Origin of the sequence: Ruegeria profundi (assembly GCF_049800715.1) — a bacterium.
Lineage (GTDB): Bacteria > Pseudomonadota > Alphaproteobacteria > Rhodobacterales > Rhodobacteraceae > Ruegeria > Ruegeria profundi_A.
Map to the genome: position 1 here is coordinate 764,684 of NZ_JBNAFO010000001.1, position 14,957 is coordinate 779,640.

At 60.0% G+C, this 14,957-nt stretch carries 12 protein-coding genes; 4 read left to right on the forward strand and 8 right to left on the reverse strand.

From position 1 onward, the window contains the following. Positions 1–3: 3 nt before the first annotated feature. The 7 genes from upp to ACP15L_RS03865 all read right to left on the reverse strand — a co-directional run bounded on the left by upp (position 4) and on the right by ACP15L_RS03865 (position 6,383). Positions 4–636, reverse strand: coding sequence for a uracil phosphoribosyltransferase (gene upp / locus ACP15L_RS03835; protein ID WP_170374268.1), 633 nt, complete (start codon positions 634–636; stop codon positions 4–6). Next, positions 633–1,619: an adenosine deaminase gene (locus tag ACP15L_RS03840; RefSeq protein WP_425083185.1), complete on the reverse strand. Its 987-nt coding sequence runs from the start codon at positions 1,617–1,619 to the stop codon at positions 633–635. Before ACP15L_RS03840 ends, upp begins: the two co-directional genes overlap by 4 nt. Next, complete coding sequence (locus ACP15L_RS03845) at positions 1,616–2,827, reverse strand: phosphopentomutase (protein WP_425083186.1); 1,212 nt, start codon at positions 2,825–2,827, stop codon at positions 1,616–1,618. Before ACP15L_RS03845 ends, ACP15L_RS03840 begins: the two co-directional genes overlap by 4 nt. Further along, positions 2,824–4,131: a thymidine phosphorylase gene (locus ACP15L_RS03850; protein WP_425083187.1), complete on the reverse strand. Its 1,308-nt coding sequence runs from the start codon at positions 4,129–4,131 to the stop codon at positions 2,824–2,826. The genes ACP15L_RS03845 and ACP15L_RS03850 overlap by 4 nt, the downstream gene beginning before the upstream one ends. A gap of 4 nt (positions 4,132–4,135) precedes the next feature. Then, entirely contained in the window at positions 4,136–4,528 is a 393-nt protein-coding gene (locus ACP15L_RS03855; RefSeq protein WP_425083188.1) for a cytidine deaminase, read from the reverse strand. A gap of 84 nt (positions 4,529–4,612) precedes the next feature. Continuing rightward, a complete protein-coding gene (locus tag ACP15L_RS03860; RefSeq protein ID WP_425083189.1) occupies positions 4,613–5,716 on the reverse strand; it encodes a cupin domain-containing protein in 1,104 nt (367 codons plus the stop codon). Then, positions 5,679–6,383, reverse strand: a complete 705-nt coding sequence (locus tag ACP15L_RS03865; RefSeq protein ID WP_425083190.1) for a hypothetical protein — start codon at positions 6,381–6,383, stop codon at positions 5,679–5,681. The genes ACP15L_RS03860 and ACP15L_RS03865 overlap by 38 nt, the downstream gene beginning before the upstream one ends. Before the next feature lie 162 nt (positions 6,384–6,545). Between ACP15L_RS03865 and ACP15L_RS03870 the strand changes: the two genes are divergently transcribed. The 3 genes from ACP15L_RS03870 to ACP15L_RS03880 all read left to right on the forward strand — a co-directional run bounded on the left by ACP15L_RS03870 (position 6,546) and on the right by ACP15L_RS03880 (position 12,479). Continuing rightward, positions 6,546–8,819 carry an NADP-dependent malic enzyme gene (locus ACP15L_RS03870; RefSeq protein ID WP_425083191.1) on the forward strand — a complete coding sequence of 758 codons (2,274 nt, stop codon included), beginning with the start codon at positions 6,546–6,548 and terminating at the stop codon, positions 8,817–8,819. Positions 8,820–9,087: 268 nt separating this feature from the next. Beyond that, entirely contained in the window at positions 9,088–10,977 is a 1,890-nt protein-coding gene (gene prpE / locus ACP15L_RS03875) for a propionate-CoA ligase PrpE (protein WP_425083192.1), read from the forward strand. Between the two features lie 62 nt (positions 10,978–11,039). Beyond that, on the forward strand, positions 11,040–12,479 hold the full coding sequence (locus ACP15L_RS03880) for an amidase family protein (RefSeq protein ID WP_425083193.1): 1,440 nt from the start codon (positions 11,040–11,042) through the stop codon (positions 12,477–12,479). Between the two features lie 259 nt (positions 12,480–12,738). On the opposite strand, the gene ACP15L_RS03885 is transcribed toward ACP15L_RS03880, so the two are convergent. Beyond that, entirely contained in the window at positions 12,739–13,524 is a 786-nt protein-coding gene (locus ACP15L_RS03885; RefSeq protein WP_425083212.1) for an NAD kinase, read from the reverse strand. A gap of 141 nt (positions 13,525–13,665) precedes the next feature. Between ACP15L_RS03885 and glyA the strand changes: the two genes are divergently transcribed. Beyond that, a partial coding sequence (gene glyA / locus ACP15L_RS03890; RefSeq protein ID WP_170641070.1) for a serine hydroxymethyltransferase occupies positions 13,666–14,957 on the forward strand: 1,292 nt, incomplete at its 3' end.

A 14,957-nucleotide genomic window follows, 5' to 3' on the forward strand; every position in this document is an offset into this window, starting at 1 on the left:
AGCTTATTTGGTGCCGAACATACGGTCTCCGGCATCACCGAGGCCGGGCATGATATAGCCTTTCGAGTTCAGCTCACGATCCAGCGCTGCCGTGACGATATGCACGTCCGGATGGGCCTCTTTCATCCGCGCCACCCCTTCTGGTGCCGCTAGCAGGCAAAGGAACAGGATCTCGGTTGCGCCCGCCTCTTTCAGGAGATCAATCGCCGCGGCCGAGCTGTTGCCGGTGGCCAGCATCGGGTCAACTGCGATGACCAACCGGTCTTTCAGGCCCTCGGGCGCTTTGAAGTAATACTGAACCGGCTTCAGCGTTTCTTCGTCGCGGTAAAGCCCGACGAACCCCACACGGGCCGACGGGATCAGTTCCAGCACCCCGTCCAACATCCCGTTCCCGGCGCGCAGGATCGAGACCAGGGCCAGCTTTTTGCCAGCCAGAATAGGTGCGTCCATCTCCTCCATCGGGGTTTCGATATGGCGGGTGGTCAGCTTAAGCTCGCGAGTTACCTCATAGGCTAGCAACAGGGTGATTTCCCGCAGCAACTGGCGGAATTCGGCGGTCGAGGTTCCCTTGTCCCGCATGAGCGTCAGTTTGTGCTGCACCAGCGGGTGGTCAACGACGGTCAGGTGTTCGCTCATGTGTTCTCCAGTCTTTTCTTGACCCGCGCGCGGGTGTCTTCGTCGCAAAAGGCGGCGTTCAGGGCCGTTTCATTCAGGGCTGCGAAGTCTTCGGCACCCCAATCAAAGGCTGCCTGCAACATCTCATATTCACGCCGCATTGTGGTATGGAAAAATGGTGGGTCATCCGTGGAAACGGTGACTTTCGCCCCGGCGTCTCGCAACCGCGCAATCGGATGCGCAGCGAAATCCGGGTAGAGACCCAGAACCACGTTTGATCCCGGACAGACCTCAAGCGTGACATCCCGGTCAATCAGTTCATGCACCAGATCAGGGTCTTCAATGGCGCGAACGCCGTGGCCGAGACGTTCAACACCCAAGTCACGGACCGCGTCACGCACGCTTTCTGGACCACCGAACTCACCCGCATGGGTGGTCAGGCGCAAACCGGCCTCGCGGGCGCAATCGAAAGCCCATTTGAAGTCGCCCTGGGCACCAATGGACTCATTTCCGCCCATGCCAAAGCCGGTGATCCAATCGCCTGCGGTTTCCGCGGCGCACCGGGCGCTGATCTTGGCCTGATCCGGGCCGAAATGGCGGACACAGGTGACCACGCCGCGCAGAGTGATATCGAACTTGCGCTCGGCCTCATCGGCGGCGTCCTGAATGGCGTTCAGATAGTCGCGCCACGCGTGTAGATCGCCACCGCCGCAGAAATCGGGGCTGAGGAAGGTCTCGGAATACACCACCCCATTGGCGGCGCTTTCCTCAAGGATTGCCAGGGTCAGACGGCGAAAATCCTCGGGCGATTTGAGGACCTCACACGCGGCCTCGTAGACGCTGAGGAAATGGGCGAAGTCGCGGAAGTCGTAGCTGCCATCGGGCTTGAAGATGCCGCTCAGATCGATGCGTTTTTCATGCGCCAACTGCCGGATGAATGCGGGCGGCGCGGCACCCTCATGGTGCAGGTGCAATTCGATTTTCGGAAGGTCTGCGACACTCATAAAAAGCTCTTTCCCGGTCCTTGCGCCGGTACATTCAGGTGATGGACGATGCTGGCGGCAACATCGGTGAAATGGATTTGACCGAGTTGGCCTGAGCCATTTCCGGCCACCAAAACCGGCACCTGTTCTCGGGTGTGGTCGGTGCCGATCCAACTGGGGTCATTGCCGTGATCCGCCGTCAATACCAGCATGTCATCCGGGCGCAGCTTAGGTAGGATGGCTCCGATTCCCCGATCAAACCATTCCAGCGCACGAGCATAGCCGCTGATATCGCGACGATGACCGTAGAGGCTGTCGAACTCGACGAAATTGGCAAAACTCAGGCTGCCATCCTCGGCCTCATCCACCAGGTCGGACAGATGCCCCATCAATTCGGCATCGGAGCCTTTGCGCAGCGTGTCGATGCCTTGCATCGAAAAGATGTCGCCAATCTTGCCAACGGCATGCACGCGGCGGCCTGAGTCCTGAACCCAGTTCGTCAGCACGGGTGCGGGCGGCAAGATGGCAAAGTCCTTGCGGTTCGTTGTGCGCGTGAACCCCGCATCCGACGAGCCGACGAAGGGCCGCGCGATGACACGGCCCACCTTCATCTCGTGCAAACGGGGCGCGAGTGTCCGGCACATCGCAAGCAGGTTATCGAGGCCAAAGTTTCCCTCATGCGCGGCGATCTGAAACACGCTGTCAGCGGACGTGTAGCAGATCGGCCAGCCGGTGCGCATATGCTCGGCCCCCAGCTCGGCAATGATGGCTGTTCCAGATGCGTGGCAATTGCCCAGAATACCCTCGGTCCCCGCAGCTTGCGCTGCTGCTTGACTCAAATCGGGAGGAAATGCGGGCTGCCTGTCGGGAAAATAGTGCCAGTCCCACGGCACCGGCAGCCCTGCCAATTCCCAATGGCCCGAGGGCGTATCCTTGCCCGGCGACAGTTCGCGCGCGCATCCCCAAAGGCCAGTTGGTTGAGCCGCCAGCCCTGGCGTTGCGTCGCCCGAAGCCAGACGCGTCGCAGCACCCAGACCCAGCGCATCCAGATGGGGCAGCGCAAGCAAGCCGCTGCGCCCGTCCTCAGCCCGCCCCTCGGCACAGGCTTGCGCGATATGGGCCAGTGTGTTGGCCCCGGTGTCAGGCACATCCCCGTTGAAGAACGCGCCTGCATCAGGTGCTCCGCCGATACCGACCGAGTCCATCACGACGAGAAAGGCGCGGCTCATGCCGTGATCCTCTCATGCACCAGATCGGGCACGGCAACCGGAGTATCTCCGATCGTGATCGCCGCCAATACGCTCTGGGTCGCCTGAGCCGCCGCGTCCTCACGCGCCGCGTGAACAGCGGCCAATGGCGCGCCTTTGGTGATCCGCTCGCCCAGCCGTACCATGTTTGACAGACCCACCGCCGGGTCGATCACATCGCTTTCCACCTGACGTCCACCGCCAAGAGCCACCACGGCCAGCCCCAAAGCTTCGCCGTCAATGGCCGTGATGTACCCGTCGCGCGGTGATGGAACCTCGGTGATCACGCTGGCTTCGGGCAGGAACCGTGACCACGTCTCAACAAATCGCACGGGGCCTCCAACGGCGGCCATCATGCGACCAAACCGTTCAGCGGCGCTGCCATCCAGAATGATCTCCGCGATTTTGGCGCGGCCTTGATCCACTGTTTCAGAGATACCCGCATCCGCCAGCAACACCCCGCCCAATTCGGCAGAGATTTCGGCCAGAGGAGACGTGCACCCTTCGGTCAGGACCTTCATGACCTCGGCCACCTCCAAGGCGTTGCCCAGCGCCGAGGCGAGTGGTTGGTTCATATCGGTAATAACGGCCGAGGTTCGGCAGCCGGCAGCGTTAGCAGTTGCGGTCAGCGCCTGAGCTAGCTCGTGCGCGTCTTGAATGGTCTTCATGAACGCACCGCTGCCGGTTTTGACATCCAGTACCAGCGCATCAGGACTTGCCGCCAGTTTCTTGGACAGGATCGAGGCCGTGATCAGATCGAGGCTTTCCACGGTCGCCGTCACATCCCGCACCGCATAGAGGCGCTTGTCCGCAGGCGCGATCTGCCCCGTCGCGCCGACAATCGCGGCCCCGGTGTCGCGCAATACCTGCGCCAGACGCTCTTGCCCGATCTGAGTGGTGACGCCCGGAATCGCCTCAAGTTTGTCCAGCGTCCCGCCTGTATGGCCCAGCCCACGGCCCGAGATCATGGGCACATAGGCCCCACATTCGGCCAGAGCCGGAGCCAAGATCAGGCTGACGCAATCGCCAACTCCGCCCGTGGAGTGTTTGTCGATCACCGGGCCATCCAGATCCCAGCGCAACACGTCACCACTGTCTCGCATCGCCACGGTCAGGTCGGCACGACCCTGCGCGCCCAGCCCTCCCATGCAGACGGCCATCGCAAAGGCCCCAGCCTGCGCGTCACTGACGCTGCCATCGGCTAGGCCTTGGGCAAACCACGCAAGCTCTGGCCCGGTGGGCACTTCGCTGCGGCGCAGTTTAGCGATGATCGAACGGGCATCCATGCGGTCAGCTGTCCTGCATATGCGAGGCGTCAAATGCGCCGGGCAAAAGCTGTCCGATCGTGGTTTCCAGCTCGGCGCCGTCGGTTGTCGCCAAAGTGACCTTTACGTCCCGCGCGCCAAACTCGGCCAGTTTCTGACGGCAGCCACCACAAGGCGGCACCGGCTGCGGGCTTTGGGCAACGACATAGACCTCGGCCAGTTCAGTCTCGCCCGAAGCGACCATGGCAGCAATTGCGCCCGCCTCGGCACAGGTGCCTTCGGGATAGGCCACGTTCTCCACATTGCATCCAACATAGAGCCCCCCCGAGCCCGACAGGATCGCCGCGCCCACCTTGAAGTTCGAATAAGGCGCATGGGCGTTTTCGCGGACCTTCAAGGCGGCATCTTTAAGCGACATGGCGATTCCCCATTTTTTGATCAGTTGGTCAGAAATTCAGACCCTACCGGAAAACGAGGGGCGAATAGAAGCCCCACCACGCATTTATTCCAGCACCGTCTTGAACACCCCCGGCAAGGTCACCTCGAGCAGTTCAACATCGTCAGAGGGCTGCGACAAGCGTGTACGCATACCCGGTGGTATCACAAAGGCATCCCCTTGCTCCAGTTGATAGGGGTCACGGCCTTCGCCCTCCAGAGTGACCTCTCCGTTCATGACGAAGGTGAAATGGATGTCGGTGTCGTGGCTGGCCCAGACCGGCTCGCCCTGCCCGCGCCGGACGACCTGAACACCAGCAACGCCCTTGGTGTTCTCGGCAATCGTAGTGTCGCGGCAGATACAACCCGGCAGTCGGAACGGCACCCAATCCGCATCTTTCGCCTGATTGTAGACAAAACGTTGCCCCTGCCACTCCCGGTCGGGGCGCAGATGCGGCGTCGGCAGTTCCATTTCGTGATCAATTTCGGTGACATGTTCGGCCGGAACCCCAATCTCGATCACCTGCACATTGTCCGAGGCTTCCAGCACGCGATGGCGGATTTCCGGCGGTTGGATAAAGCAATCCCCGGCGGTCAGACGCAATTTGTCGCCCTGATCTTCGTAAACGACATCGACCCAGCCATGGATACAGAAGATCAGCTGGAACCCGACCTTATGGAAATGCACCATATCCGGCACGGGGCCACCATCGGGAATGCGGATATGGCTGGCAATGATCGACCCGCCCAAACGATCCGGCACCAGATCGCGATAATGCATCCCGGCCCGCCCGATGATCCACGGCGCCTGATCCTTGAGCCTGCGCACGACAAAGGAATGCACCGTTTCGGGCATCACTAGCGGGGGGTCGAGGTCCTCGATTTCGATACGTGTGCCGTTCGGAGCGACCAGAACCCGGTCGCCGTTGGCAAACGCCTCGGGGTTTTCGGTCAGAATGCGCAAGGTGCCGGGGGTTTCGGGCGCGTCCTTCTCGATCCGCACCCTTAGGCCATGGCCGGAAAACACGGCAGTTCGAGGATCGTCAGCAGGATAGATCATATCCATCTGCATCCCCAACACCTTGGTGTAGAATGGAATATCGTCGCGCAGCTCCTGCGTCGGCAAACGGATTTCAGCGCGGGTGTTCGCCGCGTGCGCTGTCTGGGTCATGCAAGCTCTCGTCAGTCGGTTCTTTCGGCCATCCGATCAGAACCGACGCCAGAATGCCAATCGAAAAATACATCTCGAGCGTTTCTTCCAGAACAAATAGCCGCGTCTTCATAACCGAGGACATCGTGGCCTCATACAGGCCCGAGATTTCTTCGATTCCCTGCGCCACAACTGCAGCCAGCCCGGCCAACACGAAGATCGCCAGGAAGGGCGCTTGAACCCTGACCGCCCGCCACGCGTTGGGAATGCCGTGCCACAGCACGCCCCCCAGCACGACGATCGCTAAGGCAACACGCACCAGCGTCATGTCAAGCAGGCTGTCCAAGCCGCTTAGCACCGCAAATGGCACAGAGCCTTCCGCGTAAATATCCGCCTCAAGCTCCCGCTCGGCCAGAAGCAGGCACCCCACGCCGATGTAAAGCCGGGCGAGGCCTCGGTATTTAACCAAGGCCACAACCCCAGCCGTGAACAAGCCAGCCGCCGAGATCGTCTCGATCAATCCGCCTTCCTGATTGAACACCTCAGCCTGCAAGGGGAACAAGGCGATACACCCGAGGATCAAAGCCGCAACGCCCAGCGCAGCCCAGAACCAGAACCGGTCCACCCCAAAGCGGAAGCGGGATGGCGAGAACACCTCGGAGGATGTCATTTTGAGGTCGTTGGGCATTTTGGGGTCTCAGGGCAATTCGCAGGAATTTGCGGTTTGTAAAAATTTTGCGACAATTAATCAAGGAAACGGTCGGGCTTTGCCAAGCTTCAGACGCGGCATAGCCAAGTCGAAAAAAATAGTTTAAGGCTAAATCAAATTTTGAAGGGAGCTTTACCGCCGATGTCTGACACACCCAGCTTGCGGCAGGCCGCGCTTGACTATCACGCCCATCCCAAGCCCGGAAAGCTTGAAATCAAGGCTACAAAGCCGATGGCAAACGGCCGGGATCTGGCCCGCGCCTATTCGCCGGGCGTGGCCGAGGCCAGTCTTGAGATCAAGGCCGACCCCTCGAACGCGGAACACTATACGGCGCGCGGCAACCTTGTGGCAGTGGTGTCGAACGGAACCGCTGTTCTGGGTCTGGGCAATATCGGTGCCCTCGCCTCGAAACCGGTGATGGAGGGCAAGGCCGTCCTGTTCAAGAAATTCGCCGGAATCGACTGCTTCGACATTGAGGTCGACCAGCCTGACCCCGAAAAACTGGCCGATGTCGTCTGCGCGCTGGAGCCGACCTTTGGCGCAATCAACCTTGAGGACATTAAAGCCCCCGATTGCTTCATTGTCGAAAAGCTTTGTCGCGAGCGCATGAACATCCCCGTTTTTCACGACGACCAGCACGGAACCGCCATTGTTGTCGGAGCCGCCGCCCGCAATGCTCTGCACGTCGCCGGCAAGAAGTTCGAGGACATTAAAATCGTTTCGACCGGTGGCGGAGCGGCCGGGATCGCCTGTCTCAACATGCTGGTTAAACTTGGCGTCGAACGCGAGAATATCTGGCTGTGCGACATTCACGGGCTGGTCTATGAGGGCCGCGCCGAGGATATGAACCCACACAAAGATCAGTTCGCCCAGAAATCCGACCTACGCACCTTGGACGACGTGATTGGTGGGGCCGATCTGTTCCTGGGCCTAAGCGGCCCAAATGTTCTGACGCCCGAGATGGTCGAGAAAATGGCCGCCCGCCCGATCATCTTCGCTCTGGCCAACCCGACGCCCGAAATCCTGCCCGAAGCCGCGCGTGAAGTCGCGCCTGATGCGATCATCGCGACCGGACGCAGTGATTTTCCAAATCAAGTCAATAACGTGCTCTGTTTTCCATTCATCTTCCGGGGGGCATTGGATGTCGGCGCGACCGAGATCAATGACGAGATGCAGATTGCCTGCGTCGAAGGCATTGCCGAATTGGCCCGCGCCACCACAAGCGCCGAGGCCGCCGCTGCCTACAAGGGTGAGCAACTGACGTTTGGCCCGGACTACCTGATCCCTAAACCCTTCGATCCACGCCTTGTGGGGATCGTATCTTCGGCGGTCGCCAAGGCCGCAATGGAGAGCGGCGTTGCCAAACGTCCGATCGACGACCTTGAGGCCTACAAGGAAAAGCTGAACCAGACCGTCTTCAAATCTGCCCTTCTTATGCGCCCCGTGTTTGAGGCCGCCGCAGCCTCAAGCCGCCGGATCGTCTTCGCCGAGGGCGAGGATGAACGTGTATTGCGCGCTGCACAGGCCATCCTTGAAGAAACGACCGAAACTCCGATCTTGATTGGCCGCCCCGAAGTGATCGAGGCCCGTTGTGAGCGTCTGGGTCTGGTCGTCCGTCCTGGCAAGGATCTGCAGATCGTGAACCCGGAAAACGATCCGCGCTACTACGACTACTGGAACTCATACCACCAGATCATGCAGCGCCGCGGCGTCACACCCGATCTGGCCAAGGCGATCATGCGTACGAATTCTACCGCGATTGGCGCTATCATGGTTCATCGCGGCGAAGCCGACAGCATGATCTGCGGCACGTTCGGTGAATACCGCTGGCATTTGAATTACGTCGAACAGGTTCTGGGCACCCCTGACCTGCGCCCACACGGGGCTTTGTCGCTGATGATTCTAGAGGACGGCCCGCTATTCATCGCCGACACTCATGTACGGCAATTGCCTAATCCGGCGGAACTGGCCGAGATTACCCTGGGCGCAGCCCGCCACGTGCGGCGTTTCGGGCTTGAGCCCAAGATTGCCTTCTGCTCGCAGTCGCAATTTGGCAACCAAGCTGAAGGCTCGGGCAAGCGACTGCGTGAGGCAATTGCCATTCTGGACAGCGAACCGCGCGACTTCACTTATGAAGGCGAGATGAACCTAGACACGGCCCTCAACCCCGAACTGCGCGAGCGTATTTTCCCCGCCTCACGCCTCGAAGGTGCCGCGAATGTCCTGATCTTCGCGCATGCGGATGCCGCAAGTGGCGTGCGCAACGTTCTGAAGATGAAAGCCGACGGAATCGAAGTTGGCCCGATCCTGATGGGCATGGGCAACAAGGCACATATCGTGACCCCTTCGATCACCTCCAGAGGCTTGCTGAACATGGCAGCAATCGCCGGCACGCCCGTAACCCACTACGGCTAGAGCGGCTAGATCTAGGCCAGACATCCAATGGGTGTCTGGCTGCCCGACTCAGCCTGCGCCCTTTGCAGTCATAAATTTGCAGGTTTGCAAATTCCTATTTTGAACCTGCTAAATTCCATAAAATCTTGATGTTTGCAAAAATTTGCAGGCTGTTTTCGACCATCCTGCAAATATTTCGCGATAAACTGACGCGCCGTCACGCGCGCCGCTTGCCCGCTGCCCTTTCGCTGCCTAACAACTATCGCAGCGATTTTGGGAGGAGGGCCTGATGGCATATCAAGACGTTTACGATAGCTGGAAAAACGACCCCGAGGCGTTCTGGATGGATGCCGCCAAAGGCATTGATTGGGTCTCGGCACCCAGCAAAGCCTTGTTCGCCGACAACGCTCCTCTGTATGAATGGTTCAGCGATGCTCAGGTAAATACCTGCTGGAACGCCGTCGACCGCCACGTGGAAAATGGGCGCGGCGAACAGACCGCCATCATCTACGACAGCCCTATCACCCATACCAAGCGCGAAATCTCGTATGTCGAACTTCGCAACCGGGTGGCAACGCTTGCCGGTGCGCTGCGCGCCAAAGGCGTTGAAAAAGGCGACCGCGTCATCATCTACATGCCGATGATCCCCGAAGCGCTCGAAGCGATGCTGGCCTGCGCCCGTCTGGGCGCGGTGCATTCGGTGGTGTTCGGCGGCTTTGCCAGCAACGAACTGGCTGTGCGGATTGACGATGCCAAGCCCAAAGCCATCATAGCCGCCTCCTGCGGGTTGGAGCCGGGTCGCGTGGTGCACTATAAACCTCTGCTGGACGGCGCCATCGACCTGGCAAGCCACAAGCCCGATTTCTGCGTCATCTTCCAGCGTGAACAGGAAGTGGCTCAGCTGATCGAGGGGCGCGACTTCAACTGGCATGGGTTCCAATACGGTGTCGAGCCCTCCGAATGTGTGCCGGTCGCAGGCAATGATCCGGCCTATATCCTTTACACCTCTGGTACCACAGGCGCGCCCAAGGGCGTCGTGCGTCCAACCGCGGGGCACCTTGTTGCGCTGAACTGGTCGATGAAAAACATCTACAATGTCGATCCGGGCGATGTGTTCTGGGCCGCCTCGGATGTGGGTTGGGTCGTTGGGCACTCCTACATCTGCTACGCCCCGCTGATCCACGGCAACACCACCATCGTGTTCGAGGGCAAACCCGTCGGCACCCCCGACGCGGGCACCTTCTGGAGGGTGATCTCCGAACACAACGTGCGCAGTTTCTTCACCGCCCCCACCGCGATCCGCGCCGTCAAGCGTGAAGACCCCAAGGGTGAGCTGATTGGCAAGTACGACCTGTCCGGTCTGCGCGCCATGTATCTTGCAGGCGAACGCGCCGACCCCGACACCATCACCTGGGCGCAGGACGCGCTGAACGTTCCGATCATCGACCACTGGTGGCAGACCGAGACCGGTTGGGCCATTGCAGGAAACCCGCTGGGGATCGAGGAACTTCCGGTCAAGCTGGGATCTCCGGCCAAGCCGATGCCAGGCTATGACGTTCAGATCCTCGACGAAGGCGGCCATCCGCTGAAACCGGGCGAGTTGGGCGCGATTGCGGTCAAGCTGCCGCTGCCTCCGGGCACTTTGCCGACGCTGTGGAACGCCGAAGAGCGGTTCAAAAGCTCGTACCTGAACCATTTCCCCGGCTACTATGAGACCGGCGATGCGGGCATGATCGACGAGGACGGTTACCTCTATATCATGGCGCGTACCGATGACGTGATCAACGTTGCGGGCCACCGACTGTCGACCGGCGGGATGGAGGAGGTCTTGGCCGCCCATCCTGACGTCGCCGAATGTGCCGTGATCGGCGTTTCCGACCAGTTGAAAGGTCAGATGCCGGTGGGCTTCCTGTGCCTGAATACCGGTGCCGACCGTGACCATACCGAGGTGTCGAACGAGGTCGTCAAGATGGTCCGAGACAAAATCGGCCCTGTGGCTGCCTTTAAACTGGCCGTGGTGGTGGACCGCCTGCCCAAGACCCGCTCGGGCAAGATTCTGCGAGGCACCATGGTGTCGATTGCCGATGGCAAAGACTACAAGATGCCCGCGACCATCGACGATCCAGCCATCTTGGACGAGATCAAGGACGCGTTGCAGACGATTGGTTACGCTCAGTAGCGCGGCCCCCTCTTGCAACCTGAAACAGGCCCCTTACTGTCTTGCTAAGACAGTGAGGGCCCATGACTCAAAGCAAAATCTGGCAACTCAGCGCCACTGAGCTGACCACCCTGACCCGCAATGGCGATCTAAGCGCGGAAGACGCCGTGGCCTCCTCCATCTCTCGCATGAACGCCGTCAATCCCGGCCTGAACGCCGTGGTCGAGGATCTGAGCCAGCAAGCCTTGCTACGCGCGCGCGCCTTAGATCAGGCGCGGGCGGCCGGGGCACCGACCGGGCCGCTGCATGGGGTGCCGGTGACCATCAAGATAAATGTCGACCAAAAGGGCCACGCGACGACAAATGGAGTAGTGGCGCTGAAGGATGTCATCGCCCCTAATGACGCGCCGGTTGTGTCAAACCTTCAGAATGCCGGGGCCATCGTGATCGGTCGCACCAACACGCCCGAGTTTTCCTTCCGCGCCGACACGGACAATCCGCTTTATGGGCGCACGCACAACCCCTGGGGTCGGCATATCTCGGCCGGAGGGTCATCGGGCGGTGCCGGGGCGGCCGTCATGGCCGGGATCGGCGCGTTGGCGCATGGAAACGACATTGGCGGAAGCCTCAGGTTTCCGGCTGCCGCCAACGGAGCGTTGACAGTCAAACCCGGCCTTGGTCGCGTTCCCGCCTGGAACCCCAGCCAAACGGCCGAGCGAGGAATACTCGCCCAATCCATGTCCGTTCAGGGCCTGATCACCCGGTCCGCAGCAGACCTGTCCCTGTCGATGCCCAGCCTGATCGCCTCGGACCCGCGCGACCCGTTTCATGTTCCTCTGCCATGGTGGGGTGAGGCTCTGGACGCTCCGATCAAAGTGGCCTTTACCAAGAACACATTCGGATACGCCCTTCATACAGAGGTCGAAAAGGCGCTGGACACTGCGCGCGACGCGCTGGTCGATGCGGGCTATCGGGTCGACGAGGTCGATCCCCCTGATGTCTTCGAATGTGGTCGCATCGGATACCGCACATTGATGGGTGAGGTTCTGACCCTCCTGAAATCCGATATCCAGGCGGCCGGTTCCCAAACCATCCAGGATATCTTCGAGGTCTATTTTCAGGAATTCCCACCTATCGTGGAGACCGAGCTGCTGCGAATGCTCGCCAAACGCAGCCACTATGCCCGTGAATGGTCGCTGTTTATGGAAGACTACCCCCTCGTCCTGTCCCCGTTCCTGCCTCAACCCTTTTTCAAACCGGACCGCGACACCGAAGGGGCCGAGGGCGTGCATGAGGTTCTCGGCTGCGCGGTCTATTCCTATGCGATGAACTTCCTTGGCCTGCCTGCCGCCTGCGTTCCGGCAAGACTGGCAGAATTGCCCAACGGCCTGCAGCCCATCAATGTTCAGATCGCAGCGCGTCGTTGGCGTGAAGATCTGGCAGTCGATGCGGCAGCGGCGATCGAGGCGCGGGTCGGGCAGATGTGCAAACCTCTTTGGGAGCGAATGACCCGCTCCGACTGACCCCCCCAAAAAAATCGACCCCGGGTTTTTGTGCCCGGGGTCCGCTTGCTTAAATATGCCTGGATTTCAGATAACGAGCGTGGCACCACCCACCCTCGCCAGCGCAAAAAATGCGCAAGTATGTCGAAAACGCTGTTTGGTGGCCACTCACTCCCACCTAAGCGTGTTCTCCAGGCAAGATCACATTACCTATTGCATGCTCACTCGCATGTGAACTTGTTCACACAAGGAAAAATTATTTTTCAAAACTGACGAAATTCTAAGTGAATTGTTCAGAAATCAGGCGCTCTTCAAGGCCATGTCCGGGGTCGAAAAGAATGCGATGGGTGATTTCGGATTCCGAGCAGATCTCGACCCAATCAATGTCAGGAAAGGAAATAGAATCGGCATCGGCCATCACCGGGCGTTTGTCGGCATCCAGCACGTCTATGCGAACTGTTGCGGTTTTGGGCAGCAAGGCCCCGCGCCACCGACGGGGTCGAAATGCAGCAATCGCGGTCAGGGCCAACACATCCGCCCCGATCGGCAAAATCGGACCGTGGGCCGAATAGTTATACGCTGTCGATCCCGCAGGCGTAGACAGAAGCGCGCCGTCACAGACAAGCTCTCCCATCCTTTCGCGGCCATCGACGCTGATCTTCAGACGCGCTGCTTGCGGACCTGCGCGCAGCAAGGAGACCTCGTTGATCGCCAGCGCCTCATGCAATTTCCCGGATTGATCCATGGCGCGCATGGCCAGAGGATTGATGACCTCCACCTCGGCGTCATCGAGACGTTCCAAGAGATCAGTGTCAGAATAGGTGTTCATCAGGAACCCGATGGTCCCGCGGTTCATCCCGTATACCGGCGCATCGAGGTGCTGCATGTTCTTAAGCGTGCGCAGCATGAACCCATCGCCACCCAGCGCCACCACCACATCCGCATCACGTGGCGCAGCGTTTCCGTATTTGGCGACCAGGACCTCGCGGGCTGATTGCGCGACATCAGCCTCGCTTGCGAGAAAAGCGATTCTCTTTTTCATTTTCCGGTTTCCGGTGCTGCACATTTGGTTCCGAAACAAACATACCTTTCCCCAATAGGCCAGAGTTGACGCCCACGCCGTGCAATTCGTCGCTTTAAAGCTGTTGCCTCGGCAGGGTTTCCGATAGGAAATCCGCAAGCAATACCCCAGACATGTGGAGCTATCATGAACGCCAATCTCCGTGACACAGGTTTTTTCACCCAGTCTTTATCGGACCGTGATCCTGAGCTATTTGGCTCGATCACGTCCGAGCTGGGCCGTCAGCGCGACGAGATCGAGCTGATCGCGTCGGAAAACATTGTCTCTGCCGCCGTGATGGAGGCGCAGGGCTCGGTGATGACCAATAAATACGCCGAAGGCTATCCCGGCCGTCGCTACTATGGCGGCTGCCAGTTCGTCGACATTGCCGAAAACCTGGCCATCGACCGCGCGAAAGAGCTGTTTGGTTGCGGCTTTGCCAACGTGCAGCCGAACTCGGGCAGCCAGGCGAACCAGGGCGTGTTCCAGGCGCTGATCCAGCCCGGCGACACCATTCTGGGCATGAGCCTGGATGCCGGTGGTCACCTGACCCACGGTGCCCGCCCGAACCAGTCGGGCAAGTGGTTCAACGCCGTGCAATACGGTGTCCGCAAAGAAGACAACATGCTCGACTACGATCAGGTCGAGGCGCTGGCGAAAGAGCATAACCCCAAGCTGATCATCGCAGGTGGCTCGGCCATCCCGCGTCAGATCGACTTTGCCCGCATGCGCGAGATCGCCGACATGGTCGGCGCCTATTTGCACGTGGACATGGCGCATTTCGCCGGTCTGGTGGCCGCAGGCGAGCATCCAAGCCCCTTCCCGCACGCGCATGTGGCGACCACGACAACCCACAAGACCCTGCGTGGACCTCGTGGTGGTATGATCCTGACCAATGATGAAGATATCGCAAAGAAAGTGAATTCGGCGATCTTCCCCGGCATTCAGGGTGGTCCTCTGATGCATGTCATCGCAGGCAAGGCGGTTGCCTTCGGCGAGGCTCTGCGCCCCGAGTTCAAGACCTATATCCAGCAGGTCATTACCAACGCGCAGGCGCTGTCGGATCAGCTGATCAAGGGCGGTCTGGACACGGTGACCCACGGCACCGACACCCATGTTGTGCTGGTCGACCTGCGCCCCAAAGGTGTGAAGGGCAACGCGACCGAGAAGGCTTTGGGCCGGGCGCATATTACCTGCAACAAGAACGGCGTGCCGTTTGATCCGGAAAAGCCGACCATCACCTCGGGCATCCGTCTGGGTTCTCCAGCTGGCACCACGCGCGGCTTCGGCGAGGTCGAATTCCGCCAGATCGCGGACTGGATCATCGAAGTGGTCGACGGTCTGGCCGCCAATGGCGAAGACGGCAATGCCGAGGTCGAGGCCAAGGTCAAAGCAGAAGTCGCCGACCTCTGCGCCAGATTCCCTATCTATCCGAACCT

Bases quoted from the DNA above. Each gene is read 5' to 3' on its own strand.
- ACP15L_RS03860 (WP_425083189.1), bottom strand. From the start codon at position 5,716: ATGACCCAGACAGCGCACGCGGCGAACACCCGCGCTGAAATCCGTTTG.
- ACP15L_RS03885 (WP_425083212.1), bottom strand. From the start codon at position 13,524: ATGTGCAGCACCGGAAACCGGAAAATGAAAAAGAGAATCGCTTTTCTC.
- prpE (WP_425083192.1), top strand. From the start codon at position 9,088: ATGGCATATCAAGACGTTTACGATAGCTGGAAAAACGACCCCGAGGCG.
- ACP15L_RS03840 (WP_425083185.1), bottom strand. From the start codon at position 1,619: ATGAGTGTCGCAGACCTTCCGAAAATCGAATTGCACCTGCACCATGAG.
- ACP15L_RS03865 (WP_425083190.1), bottom strand. From the start codon at position 6,383: ATGCCCAACGACCTCAAAATGACATCCTCCGAGGTGTTCTCGCCATCC.
- ACP15L_RS03855 (WP_425083188.1), bottom strand. From the start codon at position 4,528: ATGTCGCTTAAAGATGCCGCCTTGAAGGTCCGCGAAAACGCCCATGCG.
- ACP15L_RS03850 (WP_425083187.1), bottom strand. From the start codon at position 4,131: ATGGATGCCCGTTCGATCATCGCTAAACTGCGCCGCAGCGAAGTGCCC.
- ACP15L_RS03880 (WP_425083193.1), top strand. From the start codon at position 11,040: ATGACTCAAAGCAAAATCTGGCAACTCAGCGCCACTGAGCTGACCACC.
- upp (WP_170374268.1), bottom strand. From the start codon at position 636: ATGAGCGAACACCTGACCGTCGTTGACCACCCGCTGGTGCAGCACAAA.
- ACP15L_RS03870 (WP_425083191.1), top strand. From the start codon at position 6,546: ATGTCTGACACACCCAGCTTGCGGCAGGCCGCGCTTGACTATCACGCC.
- ACP15L_RS03845 (WP_425083186.1), bottom strand. From the start codon at position 2,827: ATGAGCCGCGCCTTTCTCGTCGTGATGGACTCGGTCGGTATCGGCGGA.